18 protein-coding genes and 1 pseudogene are annotated in these 17,939 nt (G+C 61.9%); 10 read left to right on the plus strand and 9 right to left on the minus strand.

From position 1 onward, the window contains the following. The first annotated feature begins 107 nt into the window (after nucleotides 1-107). The gene (locus tag ACM6I7_RS07675; RefSeq protein WP_414888270.1) at nucleotides 108-1,253 is read left to right on the plus strand and encodes a sterol desaturase/SRPBCC family protein; all 1,146 of its coding nucleotides are present in this window, start codon (nucleotides 108-110) and stop codon (nucleotides 1,251-1,253) included. Further along, nucleotides 1,250-2,320: an SMP-30/gluconolactonase/LRE family protein gene (locus ACM6I7_RS07680; RefSeq protein ID WP_414888271.1), complete on the plus strand. Its 1,071-nt coding sequence runs from the start codon at nucleotides 1,250-1,252 to the stop codon at nucleotides 2,318-2,320. Before ACM6I7_RS07675 ends, ACM6I7_RS07680 begins: the two co-directional genes overlap by 4 nt. A 107-nt stretch (nucleotides 2,321-2,427) precedes the next feature. On the opposite strand, the gene ACM6I7_RS07685 is transcribed toward ACM6I7_RS07680, so the two are convergent. Then, complete coding sequence (locus ACM6I7_RS07685; RefSeq protein WP_166495921.1) at nucleotides 2,428-2,592, minus strand: hypothetical protein; 165 nt, start codon at nucleotides 2,590-2,592, stop codon at nucleotides 2,428-2,430. A 108-nt stretch (nucleotides 2,593-2,700) separates the two neighbouring features. Then, the gene (locus tag ACM6I7_RS07690) at nucleotides 2,701-2,943 is read right to left on the minus strand and encodes a DUF465 domain-containing protein (RefSeq protein ID WP_027613686.1); all 243 of its coding nucleotides are present in this window, start codon (nucleotides 2,941-2,943) and stop codon (nucleotides 2,701-2,703) included. A gap of 204 nt (nucleotides 2,944-3,147) precedes the next feature. Here ACM6I7_RS07690 and ACM6I7_RS07695 point away from each other — a divergent pair, with 204 nt between their 5' ends. Beyond that, on the plus strand, nucleotides 3,148-3,669 hold the full coding sequence (locus tag ACM6I7_RS07695) for a DUF4142 domain-containing protein (protein ID WP_097087254.1): 522 nt from the start codon (nucleotides 3,148-3,150) through the stop codon (nucleotides 3,667-3,669). 62 nt (nucleotides 3,670-3,731) lie between these two features. On the opposite strand, the gene ACM6I7_RS07700 is transcribed toward ACM6I7_RS07695, so the two are convergent. Then, entirely contained in the window at nucleotides 3,732-4,001 is a 270-nt protein-coding gene (locus tag ACM6I7_RS07700; RefSeq protein ID WP_414888272.1) for a hypothetical protein, read from the minus strand. 250 nt (nucleotides 4,002-4,251) lie between these two features. Between ACM6I7_RS07700 and ACM6I7_RS07705 the strand changes: the two genes are divergently transcribed. Genes ACM6I7_RS07705 through ACM6I7_RS07730 form a run of 6 tightly spaced genes read left to right on the plus strand, consistent with a single transcriptional unit; the run spans nucleotide 4,252 to nucleotide 9,679 of the window. After that, nucleotides 4,252-5,103, plus strand: coding sequence for an STAS domain-containing protein (locus ACM6I7_RS07705; protein WP_096796830.1), 852 nt, complete (start codon nucleotides 4,252-4,254; stop codon nucleotides 5,101-5,103). A 4-nt stretch (nucleotides 5,104-5,107) separates the two neighbouring features. Further along, entirely contained in the window at nucleotides 5,108-5,470 is a 363-nt protein-coding gene (locus ACM6I7_RS07710) for an STAS domain-containing protein (RefSeq protein WP_027613682.1), read from the plus strand. Beyond that, complete coding sequence (locus ACM6I7_RS07715; protein ID WP_027613681.1) at nucleotides 5,467-5,871, plus strand: anti-sigma regulatory factor; 405 nt, start codon at nucleotides 5,467-5,469, stop codon at nucleotides 5,869-5,871. Before ACM6I7_RS07710 ends, ACM6I7_RS07715 begins: the two co-directional genes overlap by 4 nt. Next, nucleotides 5,868-6,878, plus strand: a complete 1,011-nt coding sequence (locus ACM6I7_RS07720) for an ATP-binding protein (protein WP_414888534.1) — start codon at nucleotides 5,868-5,870, stop codon at nucleotides 6,876-6,878. Before ACM6I7_RS07715 ends, ACM6I7_RS07720 begins: the two co-directional genes overlap by 4 nt. Continuing rightward, nucleotides 6,871-7,746 carry a sensor histidine kinase gene (locus ACM6I7_RS07725; RefSeq protein ID WP_115989648.1) on the plus strand — a complete coding sequence of 292 codons (876 nt, stop codon included), beginning with the start codon at nucleotides 6,871-6,873 and terminating at the stop codon, nucleotides 7,744-7,746. Before ACM6I7_RS07720 ends, ACM6I7_RS07725 begins: the two co-directional genes overlap by 8 nt. After that, nucleotides 7,736-9,679, plus strand: a complete 1,944-nt coding sequence (locus ACM6I7_RS07730) for a response regulator (RefSeq protein ID WP_115989647.1) — start codon at nucleotides 7,736-7,738, stop codon at nucleotides 9,677-9,679. Before ACM6I7_RS07725 ends, ACM6I7_RS07730 begins: the two co-directional genes overlap by 11 nt. A 195-nt stretch (nucleotides 9,680-9,874) precedes the next feature. Here ACM6I7_RS07730 and ACM6I7_RS07735 read toward each other — a convergent pair whose 3' ends face one another. The 3 genes from ACM6I7_RS07735 to ACM6I7_RS07745 form a co-directional block, all read right to left on the minus strand. After that, on the minus strand, nucleotides 9,875-12,508 hold the full coding sequence (locus ACM6I7_RS07735; protein ID WP_414888273.1) for an excinuclease ABC subunit A: 2,634 nt from the start codon (nucleotides 12,506-12,508) through the stop codon (nucleotides 9,875-9,877). A 177-nt stretch (nucleotides 12,509-12,685) separates the two neighbouring features. Then, the gene (locus ACM6I7_RS07740) at nucleotides 12,686-14,797 is read right to left on the minus strand and encodes an ATP-binding protein (protein WP_414888274.1); all 2,112 of its coding nucleotides are present in this window, start codon (nucleotides 14,795-14,797) and stop codon (nucleotides 12,686-12,688) included. Between the two features lie 133 nt (nucleotides 14,798-14,930). Beyond that, a complete protein-coding gene (locus ACM6I7_RS07745) occupies nucleotides 14,931-15,620 on the minus strand; it encodes a GntR family transcriptional regulator (RefSeq protein WP_027613675.1) in 690 nt (229 codons plus the stop codon). Nucleotides 15,621-15,711: 91 nt separating this feature from the next. Here ACM6I7_RS07745 and ACM6I7_RS07750 point away from each other — a divergent pair. Next, nucleotides 15,712-15,819 (plus strand): annotated as a pseudogene (locus ACM6I7_RS07750) (flavin reductase family protein); the annotation flags it as partial. Between the two features lie 167 nt (nucleotides 15,820-15,986). On the opposite strand, the gene ACM6I7_RS07755 reads toward ACM6I7_RS07750, so the two are convergent. The 3 genes from ACM6I7_RS07755 to ACM6I7_RS07765 are packed head-to-tail and all read right to left on the minus strand — an operon-like array spanning nucleotide 15,987 to nucleotide 17,726. After that, nucleotides 15,987-16,646, minus strand: coding sequence for a DUF799 domain-containing protein (locus tag ACM6I7_RS07755; protein ID WP_027613674.1), 660 nt, complete (start codon nucleotides 16,644-16,646; stop codon nucleotides 15,987-15,989). Next, nucleotides 16,643-17,011 (minus strand): DUF4810 domain-containing protein, encoded by a 369-nt coding sequence (locus ACM6I7_RS07760; protein ID WP_003225593.1) that lies wholly within the window; start codon nucleotides 17,009-17,011, stop codon nucleotides 16,643-16,645. The genes ACM6I7_RS07755 and ACM6I7_RS07760 overlap by 4 nt, the downstream gene beginning before the upstream one ends. Nucleotides 17,012-17,039: 28 nt before the next feature. Beyond that, complete coding sequence (locus tag ACM6I7_RS07765; RefSeq protein ID WP_177439976.1) at nucleotides 17,040-17,726, minus strand: CsgG/HfaB family protein; 687 nt, start codon at nucleotides 17,724-17,726, stop codon at nucleotides 17,040-17,042. Nucleotides 17,727-17,939: the final 213 nt, after the last annotated feature.

The raw sequence follows: 17,939 nt of genomic DNA on the forward strand, positions 1-17,939 counted from the left end.
CCGCTTTACACCGGAGCATGGCGCAAGTGCCGCCAAGGTGCGGCCTGCACAAACGACCGAATCGGCTAATCTGCCGGGTATAACAACAATACCCGCAGGTGAACGCAGTGAGGCAGACCACCGAGGCATTCCGCAGCCGCTATCGCGCGGCCATTCATCCGTTGTACAACCCGTGGCTGCACGGCGCCTTCGTGCTGCTGTTTGGCGTGCTGGCGATCGGCGCCTTCTGGAGCAGCGCGCATCAGGTGCAGCCGCTGGAATGGCTGAGCGTGCCGCTGACCCTGCTGCTGTTCAACTTTGGCGTGTACATGGTTCATCGCCATCTCGGTCACCACAAAAAGACTTTCGCCAAGCTGTTCTATGCCCGGCATGCGGGCGACCATCACAGCTTTTTCACCCCCGGCCACATGACGTATGACGGTGCCCGCGACTGGCGGGTGATTCTGTTTCCAGCCTGGCTGATCGTCGTGCATACGCTGGTTTTCACCCTGCCGCTGTGGTGGCTGCTCGCGCAGTTCAACACCAATGTCGCCGGGCTGTTCGGCGGCTGCATGGTGCTGGGTTATCTGACCTACGAAGTGTTTCACGCCTGCGAGCATCTACCGCCGAATAATCCGCTGACCCACCTGCCGTGGATCCGCCAGATGCGGCATCTGCACGAACTGCATCACCGCCGCGAGTGCATGCAGGAGCGTAATTTCAATATCGTTTTTCCGCTGATGGATTACCTGTTCGGCACCCTGTACTGGGAACCGCCACCCGCCCCGTTGCGCTATTCGAGATCGCCCATGACCCGCATGCAGCACCAGATCGATATCGCCGGCGAACCGATCGCCGTGCTCCGCTACGCCGCCAGCGTCAACCACTGGCCCGAGTGGCACCCGTCGTCGCTGAAAATCGACGGCCCGCAAGGCCCGCTGCATGCCGGCGCGCGTTTCGAAGAAGACATTCATGCCGGCGGGCGCGCCGGCCATTTGCGCTGGGAGGTCACCGAGTATCTGCCCGGTCGCCGCTGGTGCGCCAAGGCGCGGGGCGATCATGGCTTGTCGCTGTTGCTGACCTACGAGTGCGCGGCGCAAGGCGACGGCACGCGGTTCGTGCGCACTCTGGATTACCGGTTCGATGGCCTTGGCATGCGCCTAGCCAATCTGCTGCTACTCAAGCGCCGCATCGAACGTGAATCGGCGACCTCGATGCAGGCCCTGCGCGACATGGCGCTCAGGCACCTGACGCTGACGGGGCACCTTTCATGAAGCGCCTGCTGTTATTGCTGGTGATCCTCGTCATCGCGTTTCTGCTGCTGATGCCGACCAAGGTGCAGCCGGTGGCGTGGAAACCGCCAGCGGCGCCGTCACTGAACGAAGGGGTCTACGCGGAAAACCAGCGGCTCAAGGCCGTCGAACAGGTTGGCCCGAGCGACATCGACGGCCCCGAAGCACTGCTGCTGGAGGGCGATTACCTGATCACTGGCCTGCATGACGGGCGCCTGATCCGCACCAGCCTCGATGGCAAAACGCGCAAAGTGCTGAGTGACACTGGCGGCCGGCCGCTGGGCCTGGCACGGCATCCCAACGGTTTGCTGGTGATTGCCGACGGGGTCAAGGGTCTGCTGTCGCTCGACGCCCAGGGTCAGTTGATTCCTCTGACCACCGAGGCCAATGGCCTGCCTTTCGGTTTTACCGACGACGTGGCGATCGACAAGTCCGGGCATTACGCCTATTTCAGCGATGCCAGCAGCCGCTGGGGTTACGGCCATGACGGTGAGGCGATCATTGAACATGGCGCTGACGGTCGCCTGCTGCGCTACGACTTTCAGACCGGCAAGACCAGTGTGCTGCTGGACAAACTGCAGTTCGCCAACGGCGTGACCCTCGGCCCGGATGACGCTTATGTGCTGGTCAACGAAACCGGCGCCTACCGCATCAGTCGTTACTGGCTGACGGGACCCAAGGCCGGCACCCATGACCTGTTCATCGACAACCTGCCCGGCCTGCCGGACAACCTCGCGTTCAATGGCAGCAACCGCTTCTGGATCGCGCTCTACGCGCCGCGCAGTGCCTTGCTCGACGGTACCGCCGGGCATCCGCTGCTGCGTAAGATGATCGTGCGCGCGCTGACCGTATTGCCGAAACCGGTGGAGAAACGCGGATTTGTCCTGGGGCTGGATCTTGAGGGCAAGGTGATCGCCAATCTGCAGGATGCCAGCAGCGGCAATTACTCGCCGATTACTACGGCGCGGGAGTATGGGGACTGGTTGTATCTGGGGTCGCTGAAGGCTACGCACATGGCGCGGTTGCCGTTGGCGGATGCGTTGAAGTGAGCCTGCTGGTTTTGTGTTAGATCAACTGACGTCATCGCGAGCAGGCTCACTCCTACAGTTGACCGCATTCCAACTGTAGGAGCGAGCCTGCTCGCGATAGCGGACTGTCAGTTACCAGATCTGTCGAACTTGTCCGGATCTTCGTCTTCAGGAAGATCTTCGTCCGGCTCTTCGGGAAAAGTGGTGGTGTGCGCCGGGCTGTTGGGCTCAGGGTGAGTGGGAACCGGGTCGAAACCGCCCTGCTCTTCACTGGGGAATCTGGGTGTGTTCATGTGGCACCTCGCAAAGAGTCGCTGAGTGAAGACTCTGTACATTCGAGGTGCCGGTCAGGGGCTGCGTTCAGTCATTTCACCATTTTGAAGCGGTGAAGCGACTGACGGTCAGGATCGAGCCTGCAACTGCGCGACGATCTTGTCTTTGACCTGCAAGCGTTTCTCTTTGAGTTTCTTCAGGGTGTCATCGCTGGGTGCATCCGAGGTCGCCGTCTCGGCCTTGACTACTTCGGCGTCCGCCTGGGAATACTTGTTGATCAGTGCATCCAGAAATGGATCCTCGGTGCGTTTTTGCTGGACCTCTTCCTTCGTTAGCTTCAAGTCCTGATACAGGTCATGAGTCACCGGCATGGAACACCTCCGTCAGTTGATCGGCAACCAACGCGACCGATTGCGCTGGCAGTTATCAGAATGGCCTTGGTCGGGCCGTTCTGTCGACCACCTGTCAGACCAGCGGTTGCCGTTCGTCGCCCTGTCGGAAACGCGATCAAACCTTTTTCCGCTGTGCTCCCTCCATTGCATAACGTCAACAAAAACCTGTGTGGAGATACATCAATGGACGGATTCAACCTGCGTCATCTCGTTCTGGCTGTCGCGCTGAGCAGCGGCATGGGCAGTGCCTTCGCCGCCACTTCCAACGACTTCGTCGACAACGCCGCTGCCGGTGGCATCGCGGAGATCGAGACCAGTCGCCTCGCCCTGGAAAAAAGTCAGTCGGCCGACATCAAGGCGTTCGCCAACATGATGATCACCGACCACAGCAAGGCCAACGACGAATTGGCCAGCATTGCCAAGGCCAATGACATCGAAGTCCCGGACACCACGACTCTGGTCAAGCAGGCCAAGGAAAAGATCCTCGACATGCGCGATGAGTCCTTCGACGCGGCCTACGCCAACAACCAGGTCAAGGCCCACGAAGAAACCATCGAACTGTTCAAGAAAGAAGCCAACACCGTGACCGACGACAAAGTCAAAGGCGCCCCCGAACTGAAGGCCTTTGCACAGAAAATGCTCCCGGCGCTGGAAAAACACCTGACCGCGGCCAAAGAGCTGCAAGCCAAGCACCCGAGCAAGTAACCCGGGCGCTGTACAGCAAAAGGCCGCATTGATGAATGCGGCCTTTTTTCGTTTCAGCGCGATCAACCGCCGTCAGTATCGATGTCGGCATCGGTTTCTTCACCGGGCTTCGGACGATCGGGCTCAGGTTCGAAACCGGGGCTGAACTCGTTGTCGTTGTCGGTGTGTTTGTTCTTTTGATCTACCACCGGATCGGCGCTTTGCACTTGCTCGGTGCCACCCGTGGGTCGCGTTGGCGGGTTCTGCCCCGGTACTTGGGGGTCTATGGCCGGGTCGTTGCGATTGATCGGTTCGGCGTCCGGTTTCTGCTGCTGTTGCGATTGCTCGTTCATAGCCACCTCGTTTTTCAATGCTGGCGCGACTCAGACCCGTCGGCCTCGTATATTCGAAGCCGCTACGGTGCCAACGTTCAAAACATCGCTGGTTTGAAGGGCGCCGACTAGAGTTACCGGGGCATTCCTTGCGCCGGATCAAAAATATCCTTGCGCACCTGAACAACTATTTTGAACGGCAAAGGTCACTGACTTCGCACCGGTCACTTTTTACAGAACCGGCCCCAATACGCTACGGAGCAACAGGCACATGGCAGCACTGCAGAACAGCACATTCGATGCGATGAAAAACAAACAACCACAACTGCTGAGCGAATGGATCAACGGCCTGGAAGCCAGCGGCGCCACCCGCAACCTCAAAGACCATGACCTGCAACAGCAGACCAGCGAATTCCTGCAACTGGTGATCAATGGCCTGCAGGATGACAACGGCACCAACATCAATGCGCCGGGTTGGGAAGCCACCCGCCAGTTCCTCGAAAAACTCTCCCACAGCCGTGCCCAGCTCGGTCAGGATTCGCAACAGACTGCCAGTTTCATCTTCGCCCTGAAGGGCCCGCTGTTTGCCCTGCTGCAAGCGCACTATAAAGAACAGCCAGCGCTGCTCGCCGAACAACTCTGGGAAATTTCCGAACTGTTCGACGCCTTCGGCATGCACACCATCCGCACCTTCCAGAAGTCCCGCGAAGCAGTGATCAAGCGCCAACAGGAAGAACTGCTGGAGCTCTCCACGCCGGTGGTCAAACTGTGGGACGGCGTCCTGGCGCTGCCGATGATCGGCACCCTCGATTCGCAACGCACCCAAGTGGTGATGGAGTCCTTGCTGCAACGCATCGTCGACACCGGTTCGGAAATCGCCATCATCGACATCACCGGCGTCCCGACCGTCGACACTCTGGTCGCCCAGCACCTGCTGAAAACCGTGACCGCGATTCGCCTGATGGGCGCCGACTGCATCATCAGCGGCGTGCGTCCGCAAATCGCCCAGACCATCGTCCACCTGGGCCTCGACCTGCAAGGCGTGGTGACCAAGGCCAACCTTGCCGACGCACTGAAGCTCGCCCTCTCCCGCCTGGGCATCAGCCTCGGCAAAGCGGTCTGAGCCGATGGAACGTATCCCGATTCTCCAAATGGGCAAGTTCCTGCTGGTCACCATTCAGGTCGACATGCATGACCAGCTCGCCCTCACCTTGCAGGACGACTTGTCCGAGCGCATCAGCAAGACCTCGGCGCGTGGCGTGCTGATCGACATCTCGGCGCTGGACATGGTCGACTCGTTCATTGGCCGGATGATCAGCACGATCTCCGGGCTGTCGAAAATCATGGACGCCGAAACCATGCTGGTCGGCATGCAGCCGGCGGTGGCGATCACCCTGGTCGAACTCGGTTTGACCCTGCCGGGTGTCAGCACCGCACTGAACGTCGAGCGCGGGATGAAACTGCTGCAGGAACGAGTAAACCGGCAATGACCGTACGCAGCAGCGGTACTCAACCCATTCATATCGAGCAGGATGTCGTGCTCGCACGCCAGACCGCCCGCAAACTGGCCACCGAATGCGGGATGCGCCTTATCGACCTGACCAAAATGGTCACGGCGGTCAGCGAGCTGGCCCGCAACACCATGGTGTACGGTGGCGGCGGCGACATGGACTGGCAGATTCTCGATGAAGATCACAAGGTCGGTCTGCGCCTGACGTTCCGCGACGAAGGCCCCGGTATTGCCGATATCAAACTGGCGATGACCGACGGCTGGACCTCCGGCAGCGGTATGGGCCTGGGCCTGACCGGGGCAAAACGGCTGGTCGAGGAGTTCGAACTGGACACCGCGCCGGGCAAGGGCACGCGAATAACGATCACCCGATGGACATGAATATCGCAGGGTCACTGACCCAGGTGCTGCTGATTGAAGACAGCAGCCAGATCGGCCATGCCCGGCGCACCGCGCAACGGCTCGCCGAGCAACACGGTTTTGATGCAACCGATGCCGGGCGAGTAGCGCTGGTCGCCACCGAACTGGCCAGCAACGTGCTCAAGCACGCCAGCCGCGGCGAAGTTCACCTGCGCCTGTTGCCGCGCCCCGGCGGATTCGGCATCGAGATGCTCGCGGTCGATCGCGCACAGGGCTTTGACCTCGACGCGTGCCTGACCGACGGCTTTTCCACCGGCGGCACCCAAGGCATCGGACTGGGCGCCGTGGCGCGGCAGACCGAGGTCTTCGACGTGCACGCCGACGCCCGTGGCGCGGTGCTGCTGGCGCGTCTTTATCCGCGCAACGACCGCCAACCGGACTTGCGCTACGGCGTCAGCCAGCACTCGTTGCACAACGACCCGGCGTGCGGCGACACCTGGCACCTGGCGTACAACGGCGCGAATGTCAGTGCGCTGATCATCGACGGCCTCGGCCACGGGGAGGATGCCGAACGCGCGGCCAAGGCCGGCGAGCGGGTGTTCGCCGAGACTCCGTTCGCCAGTCCGGTGCTGCTGATGGAGGATATGCACCGCGACATGATCGGCAGCCGTGGCGGCGCCGCCGCGTTCGCCCAGTACAATGCCGCCCGCGATGGCCTGACCTTTACTGGGGTGGGCAACATCGGCGCCAGCCTGCTCACCGCCGACAAGTCGCGGGGCCTGGCCTCGCATCCGGGCATCGTCGGCGGCCAATACCGGAAAGCCCAGCCTTTTGACTATGCTCACGTGAACGGACATCTATTGATCATGTACAGCGACGGCTTGCAGTCCCGTTGGAATCTTCAAGACTACCCCGGTCTGGTGCACCGCCATCCTGCCGTGATAGCCAGCGTCCTGCACCGTGACTTCTGTCGCGGGCGCGACGACGTCACGGTACTGGTCGTTGCCCTGGAGGCCGCCCATGGCTGAGTCGCCAATCCTGAATGCCGCCGAACAGGCTGCGCTGATCGCCCGATTGCAGAGCGAGACCGCCGCCCTGCGCGCAGAACTCGACGAGACCAACCAGGGCGTGCTGGCGCTCTACGCCGAACTCGACACCCAGGCGGAAGAACTGAGGCAGGCTTCGGACCTGAAAAGCCGCTTTCTGTCGTACATGAGCCATGAGTTCCGCACCCCGCTCGGCTCGATCCTCAGCATCAACAGCCTGTTGGCCGATGAGCTCGACGGCCCGCTCAGCCCCGAGCAGCACAAGCAGGTGGCGTTCGTCAGCAGCGCCGCCCGCGAACTCAGCGACATGGTCGATGACTTGCTCGATCTGGCGAAGATCGAAGCCGGGCGGATCACTATTTCCCCCGCATGGTTCGACATGTTCGACCTGTTCTCCGCCCTGCGCGGGATGTTCCGGCCGATCGTCGATGCGTCGGCGGTGGACCTGATTTTCGAAGAGCCGGTCGGCCTGCCACGCCTGTACACCGACGACAAAAAACTCGGGCAGATTCTGCGCAACTTCATTTCCAACTCGCTGAAATTCACCACCCGCGGTGAAGTGCGGGTTTCGGCGCGCCTGGAAGGCTCGGACAAAGTACGTTTTGCCGTCAGCGACACCGGTATCGGTATCGCGCCGGAGCTGCACGGTGCATTGTTCGAGGACTTCTCCCAGGTCGACTCGCCGCTGCAGAAACGTCTGCGCGGCACCGGCCTCGGCTTGTCCTTGTGCAAGCGCTTCGCTGCCCTGCTCGGCGGCGAGGTCGGGATGGACAGCAAGCCGGGGGTCGGATCGACCTTTTTCGTGATCATTCCACTGGCGCTCGCCCTGGAGAACGTCGATGAAACGTGACATCCGTCTATTGATCGTCGACGACAACGCCGCCACCCGCTACGCCTTGCGCCGGCGCCTGGAGCGCCATGACTACGAGGTGCTGGAGGCCGGCACCGGCAGCGAAGGCCTGGCGCTGATCGCGAGCGAGCCACTCGATGCGCTGATCCTCGACGTCAACCTGCCGGACATGAGCGGCTTCGACATCGTGCGCATCTTGCGTGCTGATGCACGCACCGCGCTGCTGCCGGTGATCCACGTGTCTGCGGCGTCGATCCAGACCGGCGACATCATCACCGGCCTCGATGCCGGGGCGGATGCCTACCTGATTCACCCGGTAGACCCGGACGTGCTATTGGCGACCCTGCGCACTCTGCTGCGGGTACGCGATACCGAAAACGCGCTGCGCGAGAGTGAGGCCCGCTTCCGCGAGATTTTCGTCAACGTCTCGGCGCCGATTGCCGTGCTCGATGCCAACCTGAAAGTGCATGAATGCAACCACGCCTTCACGCAGATGATTCAAGACAACCGCAACCCGGAAACGCTCAGCGAGTGCTTTGATCAAGACCAGGGCGCGATCCTCAACGAGTTGCGCCTGCGGCTGGTCGATGGCGAGCGCTGGAAAGGCACGTTGAACATGCGCGTACAGGGCGAGGTTCGCGAAACCGAGTGGCAGATTTCGCCATATCGCACGCCGCAGCTGAGCCTGGTATTCGTCGAAGACGTCACCGAGCATCGCCACCGCGAGCGCTCGCACCTGGCACAGCTGGACGACACCACCACCCAACTGGCCAAGGAAGTTGCCGAGCGGGTGCGCGCCGAATCGCAGTTGCTGCAAGTGCAGAAGATGGACGCACTGGGCAAGCTCACCGGAGGCATTGCCCACGATTTCAACAATCTGCTGACCGGGATCATCACCAGCCTCGAACTGATCCAGAAACGCATCGCTGATGCCAGGCCCGACAAAGTGCAGCTCTATGCTGAAGCAGCGCTGAATTCGGCGATGAGTGCAGCGTCCCTCACTCATCGTCTGCTGGCCTTCGCCCGCCAACAGCCACTGGATACCCGGCCGGTGGACATCAATGAGCAGGTGCGCTCGCTGGAAGAACTGCTGATGCGCACCATCGGCGAACGCATCACTCTCAAGCTTGAACTGACCAACAAACCGGCGATTGCCCTGGTCGACCCGGTGCAGCTGGAAAGCGCGGTGCTGAATCTGGTCATCAACGCCCGGGATGCGCTGCCCCGAGGCGGCAATATCTGGGTCAACACCTATGCCGCGTATTCCCACGGCGACCCGAACATGGCCGATGGTGCGTATGTCGCGCTGTCGGTGCGCGATGACGGCACCGGTATCGAGCACAGTGTGATCGACAAGGTGTTCGACCCGTTCTTCACCACCAAACCGCTGGGCCAGGGCACTGGTCTGGGGTTGTCGACCATCTACGGGTTCGCCCGCCAGTCCGGTGGCGATGCGCACATCCGCAGCGTGGCACGGCGTGGCACCGAAGTGACCATCATGCTGCCGGCGACGAACGATCCGACCGGCGCCGACATCCCGGCGCCGAAGGTGGATCCGCAGGGTGCCGGCGAGCATGTCCTGATTGTCGAAGACATGCCGGCAGTGCGTATGTTCGTCACCGAAGTGCTGGAAGACGCGGGTTACCGCTGCACGCAGGCGGCGGATATCGAAACCGCGCTGGAGCGCTTGCAGAATGACCCGACGATCGACCTGCTGCTGAGCGACGTCGGCCTGCCGCGCATGAGCGGCCGGGAACTGGCGGACGTGGCACGGGGCTGGCGTGAAAGCCTGCCGATCCTGTTCATGACCGGTTATGCCGAGACCGCGATCAATCGCCAGGTGTTCCTCGGCAGCGGCATGGAAATGCTGGTCAAGCCGTTCCAGATCAGCGAACTGCTGGACAAGGTCCGCCGCACGCTTGATGGTGCCTGATACACCGCCATCAGGTTGCTCGGTTGAGAACACAGACCCTGTAGGAGTGAGCCTGCTCGCGATGGCGTCAGGTCAGTCAATTCATTTCTGGCTGACACTCCGCTATCGCGAGCAGGCTCACTCCTACAAGGGATTGCGGTGTGACATCTTCCGAGTACACCGCAGCCCCCTGTGGGGCCAGTAGGAACGGCGTCGCTATCGGCTCAAGGCCCGGGCCAGAAATGGCGCGGTTCGGCTCTTCTTGCTCGCGGCAACTTTCTGCGGCGTGCCGGCGGCGACGATTTTGCCGCCCTGATCACCAGCCCCCGGGCCAATGTCGATCACCCAATCACTCTGCGCCACCACGCGCATTTCATGCTCGACGACGATCACTGTGTGCCCTGCCGTGACCAGGTTGTCCAGTTGCTCCAGCAGCCGATCCACGTCCCGCGGATGCAGTCCGGTGGTCGGTTCATCCAGCACATACAGGGTCGCGCCGCGCTGATTGCGCTGCAGCTCAGTGGCCAGTTTGATCCGTTGTGCTTCACCACCGGACAACTCGGTGGCCGGTTGGCCGAGCCGCAGATAACCAAGGCCGATGTCACGCAGCACCTCCAATGAACGGCGAATCCCCGGCTGCTCGCTGAACACTTCTACCGCCTCTTCCACGGTCAGTTGCAGCACCTGCGCAATGCTCAAGCCTTGCCACTGAATCGCCAGAGTCTGCGGGTTGTAGCGCGCGCCATGACAGGTCGGGCACGGCGCATACACGCTCGGCATGAACAGCAACTCGACGCTGACAAAACCTTCACCCTCGCAGGTCGGGCAACGACCCTTGGCGACGTTGAAGGAAAACTGCCCGGCGTCATACCCCGCCGCCCGTGCCTCGGGCGTGGCGGCGAACAGTTTGCGCACGTTGTCAAACAGCCCGGTGTAGGTCGCCAGATTCGAACGTGGCGTGCGGCCGATGGGCTTTTGATCGACCTGCACCAGGCGCTTGATCGACTCCAACCCCGCAGTCACCTGACCAGTGCTGGCCTGCGGCGCATCGTCTTCGAGACTGAGCTCTTCCGGCTCGTCCTCAACCAGCGGCCGCCCGAGTTGCGCGCCGACCAGTTCGAGCAACGCCTGACTGACCAGACTCGACTTGCCCGAACCGGAAACCCCGGTGACCGAGGTGAAGCAGCCCAAGGGAAATTCAGCGCTGAGGTTGTGCAGGTTATTGCGGCTGATGCCATCGAGTTTCAGCCAACCGCTCGGCTTGCGCGCGGTGCGGGTCTGCCGCTGGCTCTCGGCAAACAGGTAGGCGCGGGTCTGCGATTCGTCGATCTCGGCCAGCCCGGCCGGAGGGCCGCTGTACAACACCCGCCCACCCTTCTCTCCCGCCGCCGGGCCGACATCGATCAGCCAGTCGGCGCGGCGCATGGTTTCCAGATCGTGCTCGACCACAAACAGCGTATTGCCATCGGTCTTCAAGCGCTGCAAGGCTTCGAACAGCGCCTCGCCATCGGCCGGATGCAGACCGGCGGACGGCTCGTCGAGCACATAGATCACGCCGAACAGTTGCGAACCCAATTGCGTCGCCAGGCGCAGGCGTTGCAGCTCGCCGGACGACAACGTCGGCGTGCTGCGCTCCAGCGCCAGATAACCGAGGCCCAGATCGGTCAGGGTGCTGACCCGCTCCAGCAAGTCCTCAGCGATCCGCTGCGCTGCCAGGCGTTTTTCCAGCGACAGGTTCGGCGTGTGGCGCACGTCCGGCGCACCGGCGTGGCCGCTGGCACCGTGGGCCACGCGCTGCTGGCGCGCCTCGCGGGTTTGCGCATGGCTGAGGGTTTCGCCGCTTTCTTCGGCCTGCTGCAGATAGGTCGCCGCAGCCACGGGTTTCAATACTTCGGCCACTTGCAGCAGTGGCATCTGCGACAGTTCACCGATGTCGTAACCGGCAAAGGTCACCGACAACGCTTCACGCTTCAGGCGTTTGCCGTCGCACAACGGGCACGGGCTGCCGAGCATGAACTGCGAAACGCGCTTCTTCATCAACGCACTTTGCGAATGGGTAAAGGTGTGCAGGATGTAGCGGCGGGCACCGGTGAAGGTGCCCTGATAACTCGGTTCCATCTTGCGCTTGAGGGCGACCCGGGTTTCCTCCGGGGTCAGCCCGGCGTACACCGGCACGGTCGGGGTTTCTTCGGTGAACAGAATCCAGTCACGCTGCTTTTTCGGCAGTTTCTTCCAGGGGATATCGACGTCGATGCCCATGGTCACGAGGATGTCGCGCAGGTTCTGCCCCTGCCACGCCAGCGGCCAGGACGCCACGGCGCGTTGGCGGATGGTCAGGTTCGGATCGGGCACCATCAGCGCCTCGGTCACCTCGTAGACCCGGCCCAGACCGTGGCACTCCGGGCACGCGCCTTGCGGGGTGTTCGGCGAGAAATCCTCGGCGTAGAGCATCGGTTGCCCCGGCGGGTAACTGCCGGCGCGGGAATAGAGCATGCGGATCAGGCTCGACAAGGTGGTCACGCTGCCCACCGACGAACGCGTGCTCGGCGTACCCCGCTGCTGTTGCAGGGCCACGGCGGGCGGCAGGCCTTCGATGGAATCGACATCCGGCACCCCGACCTGATCGATCAGCCGCCGCGCATACGGCGCCACTGACTCGAAATAACGCCGTTGGGCTTCAGCGTACAACGTTGAAAACGCCAGCGACGACTTGCCCGAACCCGAAACCCCGGTGAACACCACCAGCGCGTCGCGAGGGATATCGACGTCGACATTCTTCAGATTGTGTTCGCGGGCGCCACGCACCCGGACCATGCCGGTAGGTGCTTTGGAATTACGCTTGGAAGTCATTGGCTGTCCCTGCAGAAAAATGGGGGTCGAAGCTGAACCCTGTGGTGAGGGGATTTATCCCCGATCGGCGGCGCAGCCGGCGCAGTTACTGCAAATTCCATATAGCTGGGAAAATGCTGGGGAGTGCTGGGGAGTGCTGCGCACTCCATCGGGGATGAATCCCCTCGCCACAGGGAATCAGGCACTCAGCACCGAGCGAATCATCTGCAACAACGCCTCCGGGCCATACGGCTTGCCCAGCAAATGCGTGTCCGGGCTCAACTGGTGGTTGCGCGAAATGATGTCGCGGGTGTGGCCGGAGGTGAACAGCACCGCCACCGGTGGCGTCTGCACCTTGGCCCACGCCGCCAGATCGGAGCTTTTGATCAGCCCTGGCATCACCACGTCGGTGAAAATCAGATCCACTTGCGCGCCGTCCAGCAGCAACTGCATTGCCACGTCGCCATTGCTCGCAGTCAGTACCCGGTAGCCTTCCTCGCGCAGCAATTCCACTGCCGAGGCGCGCACCGCGTCGTTGTCTTCAACCACCAGAATGGTCTCGTGGCCGCCGCTCTGCTGCGGGTCGACGCTCGGCGTCTCATCGAGGACCGGACGCAGGCTGCGCGGAAAGTACAGTTGCACCCGCGTGCCTTCGCCCACGGTGCTGTCGATCTCGACGTGGCCGCCACTCTGTTTGACGAAGCCGAACACCATACTCAGACCAAGCCCGGTGCCCTGGCCGTCGGCCTTGGTGGTGAAGAATGGCTCGAACACCTGCTCGAGCATTTGCGGCGCGATGCCGACGCCGGAATCGCTAACCATCACTCGCACGAAATCGCCGGCAACGATGCCTTTGCCCGCGCAAAAAGTGCTGTCCAGCCGAGTATTAATGGCACTGAGAACAATCGTGCCCTCGCCTTTCATCGCGTCCCGGGCGTTGATCGCCAGATTGAGAATGGCGTTTTCCAGTTGATTGCGGTCGACGTTGATGTGCCACGGGTCCTGCGGCAATTGCACGTCGATCTGAATGGTTTCGCCCAACGCACGCTGCAGCAATTCACCGACTCCGTCGAAGATCTGCCGCGGATCGCACACCGCCGGCGACAACGGTTGGCGCCGGGCAAAGGCGAGCAGTTGCGACGACAGCTTGGCGCCGCGCTCGACCGCTGCCAGCGAGGCGCTGACCCGGCGTTGCACGTTGGCATTGTCCGGCTCATGCCGCGCCAGCAGGTGCAGGTTGCCGGCGATCACTTGCAGCAGGTTGTTGAAGTCGTGGGCCACGCCGCCGGTCAGTCCGCCGATGGCTTCAAGCTTCTGCGACTGGCGCAGTTGCTCTTCCGCCGCCAGTCGAGCATCCACTTCGTTGGCCACCCGCTGCTCCAGGTTGCGCGTGAATTTGAGCAGGGATTCTTCGGCAATCTTGCGTTCATGGATGTCGATCAACACCCCGGGAAAACGAAACGGCGCACCGTGTTCGTCGAACTCGCAGGCGCCACTGGCGAGCACCCACAGGTAGCTGCCGTCCGCACGCCGCACGCGGTATTCGGCGTTGTACGGCTCACCGGTCTGCAGCGAATGACTGACCCGATCATGCACCCACGCCAGGTCGTCCGGGTGGATCCGCGACTCATTGACGGATTGCGGCAGGTTGCTCAAGTCCTGATCCGGCGGATAGCAAAAGGTCCGGGCGAAACGCTCGTCGGCCGACAGCACATTGTTCTTCACGTCCCAGACGAACGAGCCGAGCAAGGCTCCGGCATTCAGCGCCAGACGCACCCGTTCGTTGTCGGCCCGATAAGCGTCTTCTGCCACCTGACGCAGGCGCTCGGAACGCACCAACTCGGTGGTCTCGACCACCATCGCCATCACTCCTGAAGGCACGCCGTCATCGTTGGCCACCGGGCTGTAATACAGATCCATCCAGACATCTTCGGGCACGCCATCGCGCAGCAGCACCAGTTCCTTGTTGCGGTAGGACAAGGTGCCGCCCGCCAGACAGGTGTCGACCACGTGCCGGTTGAACTCGGCGACTTCCGGCCACCCCAGTTCCACCGGTGCGCCTAGCAGATACGGGTGGCGACCACCGGCAAACTGTGAGTAGGCGTCGTTGTAGATCATGTAGCCGGCGTGGCCCCAGAGCATGACCATCGGCAAGGGCGAGGCCAGCATCAATTGCACGGTGCTGCACAAGCTGGCAGGCCAGGTGTCGAGCGGGCCGAGTTCGGTGAGGCGCCAGTCGAACGCGCAAATGCGTTCGGCCATCTCGCCTTTCCAGCCGTCACAACCGTGGCTATCGGATAAAAACTGCATCGATTGACTCGGTGTCCTGTGGTGTTTGCCCGATACATCGCGACGGCAGAACGCCGCGACGCCCGTCTGTTTCGAGCCTCATCGGCCGTAATGGTTTCATTAGAGGTATAGCCGATTTCAGACCAGGCCCGGATCAGACCCCGATCAGGTGCTTGAGGGGATGGTAGCCAGTTTTCATCTTCGCCGCGACGTCGAGAATCGCCTTCTCGATGCCGTTCAAATGCGTGCAGGTCAGTTCGATGGCGGCGCTCTGATCGCCCGCCTCGATGTATTCGATCAGGCGCAGATGTTCGTTGTCACGGCAGGCTTCATGGCTGTCGTCATCCAGTGCAGCGACATACAGCGAGGCGCGGGAAATCAGCTTCTGGAACCAGTCGAGCAGCACCGGGTTGTTGAGGCTGCGCGCCAGTTTGAGGTGGAACTCGCCGAGCAGGTAAATCAGTTGCTCGTGATCGCCTGCCGCGTGGGCTGCGTCCTCCAGTAGCAGGTGCTCGCGCAAGACCTGCATGGCGGCGGTGTCCTTGCGCCGACAGAGTTCGGTGACCATGCCGATTTCGATCAGACGCCGGGTTTCGAACAGCGAGCGGATCTCTTCGTTGCTGGGCAGCGACACCGATGCACCTTTATTCGGCTCGGTGGTGACCAGCCCCTCGGCTTCCAGTTGCTTGAGCGCGGCGCGTACCGACGTGCGGCTGACATTGAACAGTTCGGCCAAGGACGCTTCGCCCAGCTTCATCCCCGGACGCAGCGAACGCTTGCTGATCGCCTGGTAAACCCCTTGGTAGACGCGGTCGACCGTGGTTTCCAGTTTCTTCTCGGTCATTCGAACACTCCTTTAGCCTCGGGCAAACACGGTGTTGCAGCGTTATTCGCCGTTTGCGCAGATAAGTGTGGCGCAGGATATCGCCTTCGGCGTCGAGATGCAGGGTCTGGATACGATTGGTCGGCGGGATGATTTCGATTTGCCGACCCGCTCATTGCAAGCGTGGACGGAAGCAGCGGGCGGTGGCGAGCGGTTTTGGCGGTCGCCAAATAAATCGGCTGCGAAACGCCTTCCCCTTGTGGGAGCGGGCTTGCTCGCGAATGCGCCGGGTCAGTAAAACATTTGGCGACTGACCCACCGCATTCGTCGGAACGCCGCCCGGAGCAAGCCCGCTCCCACAGAGGATTTCAGGCGTGCCGGTAATTGTCAGTCAGTACCGTATTTCGGCGAGCGCGGGCCGTACAACAGGCCGGCGTGCTGACCGGCCGACAACAGGCGATTGCTCGCCACGCCGGCAATCGGATACCCGGCGTCGGTCGAACTGTTGATCACCTGCTTCACCGCGGCGGTGATCAGCATGCCGACCAGGCCGCCACCACTGTTATTGCCGCCCTCTTCGCTCGACGCCCGTGCCGAACCGGTCCACAGCGTGGTGCCGGATTTCAGATCGACCAGCTTGGCGGTGGCGGTTACCGCGGTTTCGCTGCTGATCACCATGTAGCGCGTACCGTACTCGGTCACGGTGATGTACAGCGCAGCGTCGGCGCCGAAGATTTCCTTGAGCTTGTTGGCCGGCGCCTGATGGATGTCATCCGGGGTGGTCAGGCCGTTCTGGCGGAAGGTTTCGTCCACCAGGGTGATCGGCAGCACGTAGTAACCGGCTTCGGCCAATGGGAACGTCACCTGCGACAGCAAGCTGTAGGAAGCCTTGACGTCCGGCGAGGTGTTCAGCGGCGGCAGCACCAGAATGGTCTTCGGCCGTGCCTGTTTGTACGCCGAGTAATCCACGGTTTTCGGCGCGACGCAGCCACCGAGCACGGTCAGGGCCAAACCGGCGGCCAGCAGTTTCAGGGTGCGCGAGATCATTTGGCGTCTCCGGTCTTGGCGTTTTTAAGCAGAAAATCCATGTATGGGCCGGACTCGGGGAACAGCGCTTTTTCGGTGCGGAACTGCTGCACCATCTGATCGTCCTTGCCCATGCTCAGGTACAGCAGACCCAGGTGCGCGTGGTAACCCGGCGGCACGGCCTTGCCGGTGGAACGGATCTTCTGCAGGTCGCGCTCCAGCACTTCGGCCTGGGCTTCTTTTGGCTCTTCGCCTTTGAAGTATTCGTAAACCTGCGGTTGGTAATCTTCCCACTGGTACAGGGTTTTCGGGCTGCTGCAACCGGCCAGCAAGGCGCTGGCGGCCAGCGTCAGGGCCAGCAGCGACCGCGACAAAGTCAGATTCATGGGTGTTGCTCCTTGCAATGAATAGCGATCAGTTGCCCGGTTTCCAGGCGCCGGCGTTCATGCCATCAACCAGACGATTGATCGCCTCGCGCATGGCCAGATCGAGGACTTTGCCGTTGAGGGTGGAGTCGTACGCGGCGGTGCCGCCGAAGCCGATGATTTCGCGGTTGGACAAGGCGTACTCGCCGGCGCCCTGGGTCGAATACACCACTTCGGAGGTGCTGATGTTGACGATGTTCAGGTTGACCTTGGCGTAGGCGACCTGGGTCTTGCCACGGCCGAGAATGCCGAACAGCTGGTGGTCGCCGGTTTCCTTGCGGCCGAACTCGGTGACGTCACCGGTGACCACGTAGTCGGCGCCCTTGAGGCGCTGGGCCTGGCCCTTGATCGCCGCTTCCTGCTGGATCTCGCCCATGTTGTCGCGATCCAGTACCGAGAAACGGTTGGTCTGCTGCAAGTGAGTGATCAGGATGGTCTTGGCCTGGCCGCCGAGACGATCAACACCATCGGAGAAGATCCCGCGCATGTAGCTGGAGCGGTTATCGAACTTGCCCACCGCCATCGGTACGCGAGCACCGGTCCAGACTTGCGTGGCGCTCTCGACCTTGGCCACCGGCAGTGCGCGGGAGCTTTCGGTGGCGCACCCGGCAAGGGAGCTGGCGAGGGTGCCGAGCACGGCAATCGCAACGCCTGAGACCAACATCCGGGAGATCATTCTCACTGTGCATTCCTTCTGAAAAAAAACGGTGTGTCCCGGCACGGCAATGCGGTGGGGAGCGGAAAAGGGGCGGCATTATGACAAAGTGCCACCATTGATGACAGAGATTTTTGACGCCAATCAATTGGCTTGTTTGGACACACACAAATCCCCCCTGTGGGAGCGGGCTTGCTCCGGGCGGCGTTCCGACGAAAGCGGTGTGTCAGCCAC

Origin of the sequence: Pseudomonas sp. IT-93MI4, assembly GCF_949767635.1 — a bacterium.
Lineage (GTDB): Bacteria > Pseudomonadota > Gammaproteobacteria > Pseudomonadales > Pseudomonadaceae > Aquipseudomonas > Aquipseudomonas putida_A.